The sequence below is a fragment of the uncultured Anaerovibrio sp. genome (assembly GCA_902786545.1).
Classification (GTDB): domain Bacteria; phylum Bacillota; class Negativicutes; order Selenomonadales; family Selenomonadaceae; genus Anaerovibrio.
Window position 1 is genome coordinate 421 of sequence record CADACU010000057.1, and the last position, 14,476, is coordinate 14,896.

At 44.8% G+C, this 14,476-nt stretch carries 10 protein-coding genes; 5 read left to right on the top strand and 5 right to left on the bottom strand.

Annotated features, from left to right (window positions below):
• From QZV24_RS09385 to QZV24_RS09400, 4 genes are all read left to right on the top strand, one after another.
• A partial coding sequence (locus QZV24_RS09385; RefSeq protein ID WP_294523213.1) for a hypothetical protein occupies positions 1 to 374 on the top strand: 374 nt, incomplete at its 5' end.
• A 282-nt stretch (positions 375 to 656) separates the two neighbouring features.
• Positions 657 to 1,562, top strand: coding sequence for an N-acetylmuramic acid 6-phosphate etherase (gene murQ, locus QZV24_RS09390; protein WP_294523215.1), 906 nt, complete (start codon positions 657 to 659; stop codon positions 1,560 to 1,562).
• An 8-nt stretch (positions 1,563 to 1,570) separates the two neighbouring features.
• Entirely contained in the window at positions 1,571 to 2,956 is a 1,386-nt protein-coding gene (locus QZV24_RS09395) for a PTS transporter subunit EIIC (RefSeq protein WP_294523219.1), read from the top strand.
• Position 2,957: 1 nt separating this feature from the next.
• Entirely contained in the window at positions 2,958 to 4,037 is a 1,080-nt protein-coding gene (locus QZV24_RS09400) for a DUF871 domain-containing protein (RefSeq protein ID WP_294523221.1), read from the top strand.
• A gap of 87 nt (positions 4,038 to 4,124) precedes the next feature.
• On the opposite strand, the gene phnD is transcribed toward QZV24_RS09400, so the two are convergent.
• The 5 genes from phnD to QZV24_RS09425 form a co-directional block, all read right to left on the bottom strand.
• Positions 4,125 to 6,071, bottom strand: a complete 1,947-nt coding sequence (gene phnD, locus QZV24_RS09405; protein WP_294523224.1) for a phosphate/phosphite/phosphonate ABC transporter substrate-binding protein — start codon at positions 6,069 to 6,071, stop codon at positions 4,125 to 4,127.
• A gap of 58 nt (positions 6,072 to 6,129) precedes the next feature.
• Positions 6,130 to 7,362: a DUF445 domain-containing protein gene (locus QZV24_RS09410; RefSeq protein ID WP_294523225.1), complete on the bottom strand. Its 1,233-nt coding sequence runs from the start codon at positions 7,360 to 7,362 to the stop codon at positions 6,130 to 6,132.
• The gene (locus QZV24_RS09415; protein ID WP_294523227.1) at positions 7,359 to 8,585 is read right to left on the bottom strand and encodes a DUF445 domain-containing protein; all 1,227 of its coding nucleotides are present in this window, start codon (positions 8,583 to 8,585) and stop codon (positions 7,359 to 7,361) included. The genes QZV24_RS09410 and QZV24_RS09415 overlap by 4 nt, the downstream gene beginning before the upstream one ends.
• A 111-nt stretch (positions 8,586 to 8,696) precedes the next feature.
• Positions 8,697 to 12,986 carry a 2-hydroxyacyl-CoA dehydratase gene (locus tag QZV24_RS09420; RefSeq protein ID WP_294523229.1) on the bottom strand — a complete coding sequence of 1,430 codons (4,290 nt, stop codon included), beginning with the start codon at positions 12,984 to 12,986 and terminating at the stop codon, positions 8,697 to 8,699.
• Positions 12,987 to 13,313: 327 nt separating this feature from the next.
• The gene (locus QZV24_RS09425) at positions 13,314 to 14,018 is read right to left on the bottom strand and encodes a flagellar brake protein (RefSeq protein ID WP_294523230.1); all 705 of its coding nucleotides are present in this window, start codon (positions 14,016 to 14,018) and stop codon (positions 13,314 to 13,316) included.
• Positions 14,019 to 14,210: 192 nt separating this feature from the next.
• Between QZV24_RS09425 and QZV24_RS09430 the strand changes: the two genes are divergently transcribed.
• Positions 14,211 to 14,476: type II toxin-antitoxin system antitoxin SocA domain-containing protein (locus tag QZV24_RS09430; RefSeq protein WP_294523232.1), on the top strand; the 266-nt coding region annotated here is incomplete at its 3' end.

A 14,476-nucleotide genomic window follows, 5' to 3' on the forward strand; every position in this document is an offset into this window, starting at 1 on the left:
TCGTCATAAATGACTCATTTCTTGGGATGTTTGGCATGGGCACCATTAACCAATCGCTAAAAAGCTCTTGGATTGTGCCACACAAACTTTGTATGTTTATTACTTCCGAAGAAGTAATACCATCATCTGGCTTTAAATCATGTGTGCATGATTTAATTATTGCATTGTTTAGTTTTCAAAGAACACCCTTGCTTGTTATTTTGCTGCAATACTGTGTTGCTTCCTCCTCACCCTCGGTCAACATACTGTTTATGTATGTCTCGGTCAGGTTCGTCGTTGCGCCTTGTCTTGCAACAAAATTCCTGCGCAATAACACGAACATTTCAGCGCCTCGTTCTAGGCAAAAATTACTTCGTGTCTCTACTTATTACTAAGCATTCTGCAGCGATACTGTCTTGCAACAAAATCCCTGCGCAATAACACGAATTATTCATCGTGTTGTTACTGACTTTCAAGCTCTTGCTTCACGAGTCAGCTTGTATAATATAACTCTTTTCAAAATCCTTGTCAACATATTTTTTAGCTTTTTTTGAAATACATAGCACTCTTTATCTGCAAACCAACAAAAAGCTATACTATTTTTTTTAAATTTTAGTATAATGTTTATATTGCGAAAAACAGGTGCAGCAAACACATTTTGGAGGAGTTTTACTATAATGATTGATTTATCGCAAATTGCCACAGAGGCAGCTAATCCTGCCACTGCATCCATTGATACCCTTTCTTCCATAGAGATGTTGAAACTCATCAATTCTGAGGACCAAAAAGTTGCTCTAGCTATTGAACCTGTCCTACCGGTTATAAGCCAAGTAGTCGACCTGATAGCCAAAAGCCTTCGACAGGGAGGACGATTATTCTATATAGGTGCCGGCACTTCTGGGCGCCTTGGTATTTTGGACGCTGTAGAATGTCCCCCAACCTTTGGCACAGATCCGGAACTGGTACAGGGCATTATTGCCGGGGGATACAATGCTATTTTCAAAGCCGTGGAGGGAGCCGAAGACTCACCTGAGCTAGCTGCTAAGGATTTGAAAGAGCGTAAATTTACTCATAAAGATATATTGGTGGGTATTGCAGCTTCTGGCCGTACTCCCTACACATTATCGGCACTAAAGTATGCCAAGTCCATCGGGGCAGTAGCCGTATCTCTTACCTGTAGTCCGGCTTCTCCTATGGAAAAAGCGGCAGATTATTCCATTGTCGTTCAGCCTGGACCGGAGGTTATTACCGGTTCCACCCGGTTAAAAGCCGGAACTGCCCAAAAAATGGTGTTAAATATGTTATCCACCGGTGCGATGATAAAACTTGGTAAGGTTTATGGCAATCTGATGGTGGATGTTAAATCCTCCAATCAAAAGCTGTCCCAGCGGGCCATAAACATTGTAACCAAGGCCACAGACTGTGACCGACTTACTGCCACAGCTGCCCTTGATCAAGCCGAAGGCAATGCCAAGCTGGCTATTTTCCATATTCTTTCCGAAAAGCCAATAGACGAAGCAAAATTTCTGCTTGAACAAGCAGATGGTTATATTGGACTTGCCATTAAAAATCTGAAAAAATAAGGTGTATTATGAACTATAATGAAATTGCTTCTCAAATTTTAAAATTAGCAGGGAATAAAGAAAACATACTTGAAGCCAGTCACTGTATGACCAGGCTTCGACTACATCTAAAATCATATAACGACATTGATATTAACGCCATAAAGGGCATTGCCGGGGTGTTGGGGGTAAATGTATCCGAAAATGAGCTGCAAATTATTCTTGGTCCCGGGCGGGTTACCAATGTATATGATGAATTTATGCCTCTGCTCAACCCTGCTGCTGAATCGGGCGCAGACAGCACGGCAGAATCTTCTGACATCAAACCAGCCATCGGTGATTACAAAACCCTTCAGGCCAAAATAAAACAGAAGAATGCCACTCCATTTAAGCTTATGACCAAGCGGATTGCCAGTATTTTTTTGCCGCTCATTCCAGGTTTTATCGCCTGCGGACTGATTACCGGTTTGTTAAATATTGCCATAAAAGTCAATCCGGCCATCGCCAATACTCCAGTCACCCAGCTTTTGGCCATTATGGGAAATGCCGTTTTCTTTTCCCTGAATATCTTCGTGGGTATAAATGCTGCCAAGGAATTTAATGGTTCACCGATAATGGGTGGTATCCTTGCGACTGTTATCAGCCATCCTATGCTGGCAAACATTCATCTGTTGGACAGCAGTCTGGTTCCAGGCCGTGGTGGTATAATTGCAGTCCTCTTGGTAGCAATTCTTGGTGCATTGTTGGAAAACCAATTAAAGAAATACATTCCGGAAATGTTTACCCTTTTTCTGACGCCATTGATTGTCCTCTTGCTGGGTGGCTTTGCTGCCATTCTGGTTTTGCAGCCATTGGGCGGTGTTATTGCCGATGTCATCGGAAGTGGTGCCACTGAGGCGGTTGAAAAGGGTGGCCCACTTACCGGTTTTATATTGGGTGGTGTATGGCTTCCATTGGTAATGCTTGGCATCCATCAGGCTCTTACCCCTATCCACGCCCAGCTTCTGTCCCAATACGGTGTCACTATTCTGCTGCCAATTCTCGCCATGGCTGGTGCCGGCCAGATTGGTGCTTCTTTGGCAGTATATTTTAAAAGCAAAAACCATTTTCTAAAGAAAACAATTCTTTCTTCTTTGCCGGTAGGCCTTATGGGGGTAGGCGAACCACTGATATACGGCGTTACACTTCCTTTGGGCAAACCATTTATATGTGCCTGTGCGGGAGGGGCCTTTGGTGGGGCTGTCCAAGCTACCTTTATGGTAGGAGCTTCTGCTATGGGAATTTCCGGACTGCCACTGGCTGCAGTTACTGACAATATTCCAATTTATATCATCGGGCTAATTACAGCTTATATTGCTGGTTTTATCATTACTTGGGTCGTAGGTTTTGACGACCCGGAGGAAAGGACTGATTGAGATGACAAACGGAATATCCATATATCTTGGTTTGGATAACACCCCGGAGGAAAATATAGAGCTCATAAAAAAGGCCTCTGCCCGGGGTATCAAGCGTATTTTCACCTCTTTGCACATTCCTGAAACCGATAAAAACAAGTTAAAAGATGAACTTCAGCATATTCTCCAAATTGCCAGAAAAGAGTCAATGGATGTTATTACCGATGTTTCACCGGCTACTACAGAACTATTGGACTTGGATGGTTTTTCACTGGATTATTTTGCCAGGCTGGGACTGACTACCCTTCGCCTGGATTATGGCTTTGGCGTTGAAAAAATAGCTGAAATGAGCCAAAACACTCTTGGCATAAAAATACAATTAAATGCTTCCACTATCACCAAAGATTACTTAAAAGCCCTGATACGATTGGGCGCAAATGCAGATCAACTTGAAGCTAGCCATAATTTTTTCCCCCGGGAAAACACCGGATTAGATGAGGATTTTGTTTGGCAGAAGACCTCGCTTCTGCATAAATATGGCATCAAGGTCAGTGCCTTTATTCCAAGCTTTAACCGCCCCCGCTCACCAATCTGTGCCGGATTGCCTACCATGGAGCTCCACCGCAAAGCGTCCTTTGATTTTGCCCTACGACATCTGCTGGCCATGGGTATGGATTCGGTTTTTGTAGGGGATTCCTTGCCTCACGACAGCGAGCTAAAATGTTTAGGTGAATTCTCCCCGGGACAGGGAATCTTCCTTCGACCTGATTTATGGACCACAAGGCAAACCATCCTTGATCTGCTGGCCAACAAATTCACCACACGAATGGACGAGGCCAGAGATGTTATCCGCACCCAGGAAAGCCGCCAATATTTTAAGGATGCGGGCTTTTCCATTAAGGCTGAACAGTGTGGCATACGAAACAAAGGCTATGTGACATTGGATAATGAGAACTACGGCCGTTATCAGGGTGAGCTGCAGATATTAAAAGTTGACCTGCCGGCTGATTATCGGGTGAATGTGGTGGCTTCATTGTCCAACAATGAAATGCTTCTGCTGAAATATCTCACGCCGGGAAAAGACTTCTGTTTTTTACTGTAATCCGAAACTACAAACTAAAAAGGAAGGTATAAAGTGACCTATCACCTTATATCTTCCTTTTTTTCTGTCATTTTTCCCCTGCGTTAATCAGCCATGTGAAGCTGCCTTTCTGACTACATCGTAGTCAGAATCCTTGGCCTTCTGGAAGCCGTTGAGCTTAACTCCCTTCATTGCATTGCCACAAGTGGAATCACTGTCATTCATCCGTTCAAAGGCAGCAGTAAGTCTGCTGATAACATCTGCTGGCACGCCTGGTGCAGCAGCAATAGCATCCTTTGGAATAGGCTCTGTCATGAAAATAATGTCCAGATTTGCTGATGCGGCTGCCCCAGCTGCATCAAAGGCCTCAGAATAAGTCGCACCGGCTTCAATCTCACCGTTCAGTACAGCTTCAATAACCTTGCCGTGACTACCCATAAACCTGGTTGAACCAAAGAAGTTATCCGGATTTTTACCATTTTCTATCAATGCAGCCTTCGGATATACATAACCTGAAGCCGATTTCTTGTCGACAAAGCCAAAGGATTTGCCGGCCAAATCATTCAAATCCTTAATGCCGCTGCCCTTCTTGGCAATAATGTAACCGGTATAGGAAGTACCGTTATTAACCTTCGGGGTAACCAACGGGGTAATGTTGAACTGACTCTTGGCAGCCACATAGGTTGCCGGTGAGAACCAACCCAAATCTGCGGTATGATTTTTAAGGGAATTGCCAATAGCATCATAATCCTTAACAATGATAACTCTGGCTTTCAATCCGGCATTCTGTGCCACTTTGGTCAATACAGGAACATAATGCTCACGGATTTTTTCCGGAGAAGCAAATGGATTTACTGCAAAGATAATCTCATCCTTGTCCTTAAATTTAACAGCAACCCGCTGAATTTCCTCACTGACATCCAACAGGGATGAGGCATATTCCTTGATTTTCCCCAAATTATCCAACTGTCTGCTGACACTGGAGCTGGTTTCCTGAGTATTACCGGCAATCTCTACCGTAGTATGGCCAATTCCTTCAATAACTTTGGCCATTTCATCAGTAGTATCACACTGTTTGTTGGACATCTGGCTCAAATCGTTTACTACGGCCTCGATGGTATGAATATTTTTAACCATCTCACCCATAGCTGCCGAAGAAGCTGCGGCCATTTCCTCTACAGCCATCAGTCGCTTGCTGCCTTCCCGCATGCTCTTGGTAACACCGGAGGTCGTTCCGGTAATTTCCCGAACGATTTCTTCAATCTCCTTGGTAGTCCCTTCACTTTCAGCAGCCAGCTTTCTAACCTCTTCAGCTACAACTGCAAAACCTTTACCATGATCACCGGCTCGGGCAGCCTCGATAGCTGCATTCAGTGCCAACAAATTGGTCTGGCTGGCAATACCACGAATTTTCTCAACAAAATTATCAATTTTCTCAGAAGCAACATTCAACTCATCAATATCAGCAACCGCAGTTTTAACTACCTCGCCAACACTTTGGATGGCATTGCTTACTTCATCAATTGAATCCTGATATTTTTCTACCAGATCAGCCGAATCCCTGCACTGTTCCAGGCTGGAGGTAGCCGTTTCTGAAACATTGTGGGCTGAGCCGGCAATTTCCATTACACTGGCCGAAGCCTCCTCCAGGCTGCTGGCATTGCCCTGACTCTTGGCACTGATGGACAGAGCCAACTGATCCAGTTTGTTAAGCGTATTTCTAAACTGATCAATACCCCAAAGAAGCTGCTGGGAGGCGTAGGCCATTTCCTCTGAAATCCCCAGCATATCAATATCTGTATGTGCTTTGGTAGCCATCGGCTCGGCTGGCCGTTCTCTGGCGATTCTCGCTGCAGGCCGTGCAACCGGCTGGCTACTTGCTGGAACTGCCCCATCCTTCAGCAAGGTGTTGATGCCAATTGTACCGACAATAGCCGCTATAACCACACCAGCTATTATAGCCCCTATTGTCCCCAGACTACTGCCAAAAAAAGCACCGGCAACACATCCAATAGCTGCACTGACTATTTGACATAAAATAAGTTTTTTCTTCATTCTTCTATTCGCCCCTTTTACTTGCTGCCGATTTTTTCATATCGGCTTAATATACCTTCTATAAAATTGATAGTACAAAAATCCCCAGTCCCACTACAGCTCCCACAATTGAGCCATTCATCCGAATCCACAGCAAATCCGGTTCGGCCTTATCATAAATCAGATGATTCATCTGCTCATCTGTTAAGCTCTCCATCACATCCCTGGTGATGTCCCCCAACATCTCCTGGGCCTGCAAGGCGCCTCGGCCAGCAATCTGGTACACAGATTCATTGAACCCAGCCCTTATTCTATGATTATTATGGAGCATGGTCTGTAAATTTTCCACCATTAAACTGGAAAACCATTGTATCAACCTACCCGCTTTATTATCAGCAGATGTATCAATACTTAGCACAGCATTCCTTATTAAAAAATTCTTCCTATTGATATTCGACCATATATTGGAAAAGTCCTTCTTAAAATCTTCATTATTTAGGGACATTTTTACTATATCGGATATTGCCACCAATAATGCCTGCCGTTCTTCTGAATCGGCTTTCTTCAGCTGATCAATCAGCTTTCCGGCCTGTTTTTGGGTAAGGTCAGCTGCTTCTTCCAAATTTATTATATCTGTTGCTTCCGCAAAGCCCCCCATCATCTTGGCAAAGGGATTATTCATTTTTTCATCCCGATATTTTTCCAAATAACCTAACAGTGTAGTTCGAAAGCGCTCATCCCCGATATAGTTGTCCAAGGCTCCCACCAGTTCATCCAACAGCTTTGCCGCAACGCGGCCATTTTCAGCTTCTCGTTTTATTATATCAAAAACATTCCCGGCAAAAGCTTCACTGTCTATCCAGTTCGAAAGCCGCTCTGCCACTACTTCTTTTACCAGATCAATATGGCGGATTATTGTTCCCTGTAACCATCGGACAGTTTTTTGATTGTTATCCTCATTTTCTAGCCACAGGGCCAGCTTTTCGGCATAATCAATAGATTTGGCTTTTTTCAATAATTTTTTCTTTGAAAAAAATTCCTTTTGCAACATACGCCCGGTAGCTTCGGTAAATTCCTGTCGCCGACGGGGCAATATAGCAGTATGCCAAGGAAATCCCAGAGGTTTCCTGAACAAAGCCGTCACAGCAAACCAATCGGCTATACCGCCAACCAGGGCCGCCTCTGCACAAAACAGAAAACCATCCGCAAACATACTCTTTGGATATTGAATATGCAGGCACAAAGCAAAAAGAAATATCACTCCCGCTGCCAGCAATGTTTTATCGGCCTTATTCCAGTTTCTCCACATCATGGGCTTATCACCTGCCCTGCCAAATACACTACAACAGATAAGGCCATCCCGGCCAATGCACCTACCACTGAACCGTTAATCCGAATCATTTGCAGGTCATCTGCCACCTTTTCCTCCGTAAATTCCACCAACTCCTCATCCGAAAGGCCGTTAAGCCGTTCCTCGATAAGGGCTGTTATGACACTATGATTGTTCTCCAGTTCCTGGGCCATCCAGGCCTTGATTGCTCCATCCACCTGTGCTTGCCATTCATCGTTCTCCACAAAGCGCTGCAAAGCCTCACTGGCAGTCCGGTCAACCAGGTGTATTAACCTTTGACTGATAATAGCCTTGCCAATATAGTCACCCAGCATAGCTTCAATTGTTTCCCTCCGACACATATTACTTATTGTGGCCTGGAGATTGTTTCGCAAGTCCTGTCCCTGAGCCAAAGCCTGCAATCGTTCATAAAAATTGCCAGTCAGCTGATCCAGCCGCTGGGAATCATTTAGCGTAGCGTCAATCCATTCATCAGCTTTTTCCAACAATACCCCCGTGAGTTTTTCTGCATCCAGTCCCAGCAGCCCCATCACGAAGGCCCGGCCCCCACCGTCTCCCTCATAGGCTTTTATAACCTCACCAATATTATCTTTTAATATCTCCTTTAGCTGTTCGTCTTGCAGGATTTCCGGTCCTATCGTAAGCAATGTGTGGATTATCAGCTCAGACTGTTCCCTTGTGGTCAAACGGTTGATTATTTCATCACCAAATGGCGAAATCAGTTTTTCCTCCATCATTTCTCTAATGGCCGGGGCTATTTTTCCCGCCACCGTTGGAACATCAATTTGGCGAAACAACGCACTGGCCACATCAGCCGTCAAATTGGCCAGATTGTCCTTTCCCTGATATTCAATGTACCGGGCTAAAAATTCTGCCACATTCTGCTTACCGACAAATTTCATTACATTTTCAGTACTCAGCAAATCCTGCCCGGCAAATTCCACCAAGGCCTCCATTATCCGCTGGCGGTTTTTGATAAGTATTTCCGTCTTGTAGGAAATGCCCAAAGGCTTCCGAAAAATAGCCGTCACAGCAAACCAGTCAGCCATACCACCAATAGTGGCTGCTAAAAAACCATTATGGATAATATGACCAGCCAAACCGGGGACAGGCCAAACAGCGGTTGCCACTGCTCCCATTACACTGGCCGCCAATACTCCGGTGGCCTTGTATTTTTTCTTCATAACTACCCCTTGATATTAGAAATATTGTCTGCAGATGGCTATGCGCCAGTCCACAGACAATATAACGAGCTTTAAGATGTCCCCCCACCTCTTTAGGTGGGGGAAAACAAACTACAACAGCTGGCGAACATATCTCCCAGCTCGTTGAAACGCTAATTGGAAGATTTTTCTTCTAAAGAAGAAAAATTTGAACAATGGACCTTTCTCCTTCGCCACAGACAGCATCAATTTAATACGGTTCATCTGATTGACTTCACTGGCTCCCGCATCACAGTCAATGGACAGTATATTGGCATCCTTGTAATAGCGCCGCAACTCGTGAATAACCCCCTTGCCGGTGATGTGATTCGGCAGGCAGCCAAACGGCTGCAGGCATACTACATTTGGCACATTATTTCTGATCAGTTTCACCATCTCACCAGTCAGGAACCATCCTTCACCGGCCATATTTCCCAAGGAAACATGCTTTTTAGCCATTTGGGCTATTTCCTTAATAGTGTGTGGCGGTGTGAAGCGCTTGCTATGCTTCATTGCCTTCCGAACCGGTCTCCGATAGAATTCCATTATCTGGATAAACATCTGGGAAATCAACTTGCTCTTCAGCTTGCCATCCAACAATTCCCTTTTTACCACCGCATCATAGGCCGAATACATAAAGAAATCCACAAAATCCGGCATAACCACTTCGGCACCTTCATCCTGCAGGAACTTTTCAATATGGTTATTGGCTACCGGATGGTACTTGGCCAATATTTCACCCACAATGCCTACCTTTGGCTTCCACAATGTTTCATCAATTGGTACGGCTTCAAAGTCCTTTACAATTGCCTTTATATTGGCCGCAAACCGCTTATAGCTTCCCTTCGGTTCCAACAAATCAGCCTTGCACCGTTCCAGCCATACATCGTACAGACGCTCCGCATCCCCCTGATTCAGCTCGTAAGGTGCTGTACGGTTTTTCACATTCATCAGCACATCACCATATACAGCAGCCTTGATAGCATCAATCAAGCTATCTCGGGTAAATTTAAAGGCATCTGTTTCCAGGCCCCAGCAAGCAAATACCGGAATTTGAGGATACCCGGCATCCTTCAGGGCCTGCCGCAATACATTGATATAATTGGTTGCCCGGCAAGCGCCACAGGTTTGGAACAGCATTATCGATGTATTGTCCGGGTCACATTTGCCCTGCTGAACAGCATTTATCAACTGACCAACCACCACAATAGCCGGATAACACATATCGTTATGCACATATTTCAGGCCAACATCAATAGCTGACCGTGGCATTTCCGGAATGATTACATTATACCCGTACTTATTCAGAACAGTTTCAAAAATACCAAAATGAATTGGGGCCATCTGCGGGGCCAGAATAGTATGCTTTTCCTTACACTCTTCGGTGAAATAAGGTCGCTCCGAAATTTCCAGCTCCTTATACCCCACCGGCTGGCGCCGGGCCAATGCCGCAATCAAAGAACGAAGCCTTATTCTGGCTGCTCCCAGATTGCTTACATCATCCAGCTTTATCATAGTATATATCCGGTCATGTTCCTCCAAAATAGACTTAACCTGACCAGTAGTCAATGCATCAAGGCCACAGCCAAAGGAGCTGAACTGTATCAGCGTCACATTTTCATGCTCAGCCACATAATGTGCTGCATGGTACAGGCGGGCATGATAACTCCACTGATTGACAATCTTTAACGGCTCAGATTTAACCGGCATATGATATACCGCATCCTCAGAAATAATCGGCAAATCATAGCTCTGAATCATTTCCGGTATGCCGTGATTTATTTCCGGATCCACATGATAAGGCCGGCCGGCCAATAAAATAACATGCTGTCCCTTTGCTTCAGCCTCTTTGAGGATTTCAGCCCCTCTCTGGCGAACCTCCTCCCGATATGAAGCCAACTCAGCATAAGCCTTGGTGGTCGCCCTGGCTATCTCCGTCCTGGAAATCCCTTCCCGGTCACCCAGCTCCTGATACAGGCGCTTTACCATCTTTTTCTTATCGTTGATTGGCAAAAACGGTTCCAGAAAATCTACATTCTTTTCCCTTATAATATCCATATTCCCCCGGATATTTTCCGCATAGGAAGCCACCACCGGACAATTAAAATGGTTATCCGTTGGATGGTAGTCATCCGCCATATTGTACGGCAGACATGGATAGAAAATCTTGTCAATTCCCCGTTCAATCAGGTCCATAATATGACCGTGTACCAGCTTGGCCGGGTAACACAACGAGTCGGATGGCACCGTGGCCATACCGCTGTAGTAGAGCTGAGCCGAGGACTCCCTTGACAAAACCACCTCGTAGCCCAAATCAGTAAAGAAGGTAAACCAGAACGGATAATCCTCATACATATTGAGCACCCGTGGTATTCCTATCCTGCCCCGCTTGGCCGCAGTCAAAGGAGTATAATGATTAAACAGCCGGTCATACTTAAATTTGTATATATTGGCGGCTTTTCTTTCCTTCTTTTCCTTGCCGGCCCCCCGTTCACACCGATTACCGGTAAAGTACCGGCCTCCGTCCGGGAACATCTGGACCGTTACCTGACAGGCGTTACCACAGCCATTGCACCGGAATGAATTGGTTTTAACCGAGAAACTTTCCAGCTCGGCTGCCGGCAAAATACTGGACTGCCGATTGCCTGACTCCAGAGCTAAAATAGCTGCTCCGTAAGCGCCCATCAGGCCAGCTATATCAGGCCGAATAACATCTCGTTCCAATAGCAGCTCCATAGACCGGAGCACGGCATCATTATAAAAGGTGCCGCCCTGAACCACGATGTTTTCGCCCAGGGAGCTGACATCCTTCAACTGCATTACCTTAAACAGGGCATTCTTAATAACCGACAAAGCAATGCCCGCCGAAATATCGCCCACAGCAGCACCATCTTTTTGGGCCTGCTTAACTTTGGAATTCATAAACACAGTACATCTTGTGCCCAAATCGACCGGCGCCTTGGATTCCAAGGCCTTGGCCGCAAATTCTCCAGCCGTAAGATTTAGACTTTGAGCAAAGTTCTCAATAAAAGAACCACATCCTGCCGAGCAGGCTTCATTGAGAATAATACTGCCGATATTGCCCTTGTGCACATAGAAGCATTTCATATCCTGACCGCCGATATCCAATACAAAGGATACCTCCGGGCAAAACTCCTGAGCCGCCCTCAAATGAGCAAAGGTTTCCACCTCACCGCCATCAGCGTGAAGAGCCGCCTTCACAATAGCCTCACCATAACCGGTGGTAATCACCGAAGCAATGTAAGTATCCGCCGGCATAGCCCCGTACAGCTCCTTCATTTCCTTGACCACCGTATTCAGTGGTGAACCGTGATTGCTGCCATAGGATGTATATAATAGTTCCTTATTCGCACCGATTGCCGCCAGCTTGGTCGTAGTAGAACCCGCGTCTATTCCTACATACACCGGGCCATGATATGCCGACAACTCAGCCTTAGGCACCCGATGCTGTTCATGTCTGGTTTTAAATGCCTTATAATCCTCCGGAGTTTCAAACAGGACAAAATCCGCCTGATGGCTCTCCGAAGCAGTAATTTCCTCTGCCTTTTCAATACTGGAATTAAGTTCGGCAATATTCACCAACTGAGCTTCCTCAGACATAGCTGCCCCAACAGCCACGAAATAATTCCCCTCATCAACCTGGACCACCTGATCATCCGTCAGCTTCAAGGTCTTGATAAACCGTTTTTTCAACTCCGGCAAAAAGTGAAGCGGACCGCCCAAAAAGGCCACATTTCCACCAATTGGCCGTCCCTGAGCCAAATTACTGATTGTCTGGTTTACCACTGCCTGGAAAATCGACAGGGCAATATCCGCTTTGGCCGCTCCATCATTCATCAGGGCCTGAATATCCGTCTTGGCAAATACACCACAACGGGATGCAATGGTATAAATCTGCTTTCCCTTTTCCGCCAATGCATTCAGCCCCTGGGCATCCGTAGACAAAAGAGATGCCATCTGGTCAATAAAGGAACCAGTACCACCGGCGCAAACACCATTCATTCGCTGTTCCGGTGCTTCCCCAAAATAAGTAACCTTGGCATCCTCGCCACCCAGTTCCACCACCGTGTCGGTGTGGGGAATAATATTCTTTACTGCTGCTGCGCAGGCTATAACCTCCTGCACAAAAGGCAAACCAATACGCTCAGCAATGCCCATCCCAGCCGAGCCGGTCAGAGCCAACGAAAACTTCCTGTCCTCAATCACCTTGCTGAGGGCATGCAGATTTTCCTTTAAAACGGAATTGATTTCCGAAAAATGCCGGGCATATTTCTTGTAAATCATTTCCCTTTCTTTATTGAGAACTACAACTTTAATCGTGGTGGAGCCCACATCAATTCCAACCCGTAAAAGAGAATTCATTCTTTCACCGCCTGAACCATACTATATAAATATCTGCAACGAAGCAGATAGAAAAATCTAATAAATTTAGGGTAAATCCCATACCCTACCATAGTATATTATAACGCTGTTGTTCAAATTTTGCCATAGGCAAAATACACCTTATGGCGTTTCACCGATGGCATAAAAAATATCTCGGTATAACGCAGTTGTTCAAATTTTTCCATTCCGGTGGAAAAATCTTCCTTATAGCGTTTCGTCGAACTATAAAAGCTACTCGACATAACGCAGTTGTTCAAATTTTGCCACAAACAAATAAAAAGAGCAGATAACTGCTCTTTTTACCCATCAGTGATGTTGCCCCTTGGACGCCTTCCGCTGCAAATTAAAAATATAATTCACAATTTTATCCTGTACTTTTCGGTCAAGGTGGACAAACTTTGCCCCGATACGATACTCCTTATTCCCTTTTACTTCTATTTCTTCATATCTTACCACCGCAGCCATGTTATTGAACAATCCTATCCCCGGGATATCATCCAATTCCACGGTTATCATTCGACCGACCTCCAAAGGTCTGTCCAGCATAAAGCCTATTCCTCCACCGCTTAAATCAACAGTATTGGTGAACAGCATCCCCTTTTCAATATCCTCTTCATCCGGCAGTTTAACCACCAAAGGCTGTTCCATTTTCATTCTGACAAATTCCCTGTGCTGAATTTTTTGTATCTTTATGGGCTTATCCGTGTGCCATAAAGGGATATTTTCATTTGATTTCCCCTGTAAATCCACCACAAACTTGTAATAGGAATTTCCATCAAAGAAATTACAGGTCAAACTGGTTCCCCGGGAAATCATCAGTGGACATCTGTCTTCATCCACAGGTACCGTCAATGCCAGCCGTGCATTATCGATATCCTCCACCTTTACGACGAAAGTCCTATCGTCACCCGGCAAGGAAATATCCAGCCGCTGGCCCATCTCCAAGACTGTATCAGCCTTGACAAATATTTCTTGTGCTACACTTTTCATTTCCTCCATACGCCCTTTCATATCTGAGACTTTTCTCCCTATATAATAATTACATATGTAGTAAATATTTGCAATAGTTAAACAAAAAACAATAAGGATATAAGTCATATTGACAATTTTAATTAAATAAGCTATTATGTTGTCTCGATTGTAACCAATAATAAATTTTTAATTATTAAATTCGTAAAAATGAAAGGGCTGTTTTTAGAGACAATGGACGCAAGGAAAGTCGCAGAATATATTGTCAAAAAGTATTATATAAGTAACCCAAAACTGCAAAATGTTTTATATTTTATTCAGGCAAAATACCTTCTGGAGAATAATGAACCCTGCTTTGAGCAACCACTAGAAGCCAGAAGCACCGGTATAGTTGTTGAGGATGTTTACAACGAATACAAATTCTACGAAGGTGGACTTATTCCCCACGAAACTGATGATATCCCGGACATTGGCGACAGCTCGCTGATAGACGAGGTAGT

Coding starts and splice junctions, on each gene's coding strand:
- murQ (WP_294523215.1), top strand. CDS start 657: ATGATTGATTTATCGCAAATTGCCACAGAGGCAGCTAATCCTGCCACT.
- QZV24_RS09395 (WP_294523219.1), top strand. CDS start 1,571: ATGAACTATAATGAAATTGCTTCTCAAATTTTAAAATTAGCAGGGAAT.
- QZV24_RS09400 (WP_294523221.1), top strand. CDS start 2,958: ATGACAAACGGAATATCCATATATCTTGGTTTGGATAACACCCCGGAG.
- phnD (WP_294523224.1), bottom strand. CDS start 6,071: ATGAAGAAAAAACTTATTTTATGTCAAATAGTCAGTGCAGCTATTGGA.
- QZV24_RS09410 (WP_294523225.1), bottom strand. CDS start 7,362: ATGATGTGGAGAAACTGGAATAAGGCCGATAAAACATTGCTGGCAGCG.
- QZV24_RS09415 (WP_294523227.1), bottom strand. CDS start 8,585: ATGAAGAAAAAATACAAGGCCACCGGAGTATTGGCGGCCAGTGTAATG.
- QZV24_RS09420 (WP_294523229.1), bottom strand. CDS start 12,986: ATGAATTCTCTTTTACGGGTTGGAATTGATGTGGGCTCCACCACGATT.
- QZV24_RS09425 (WP_294523230.1), bottom strand. CDS start 14,018: ATGAAAGGGCGTATGGAGGAAATGAAAAGTGTAGCACAAGAAATATTT.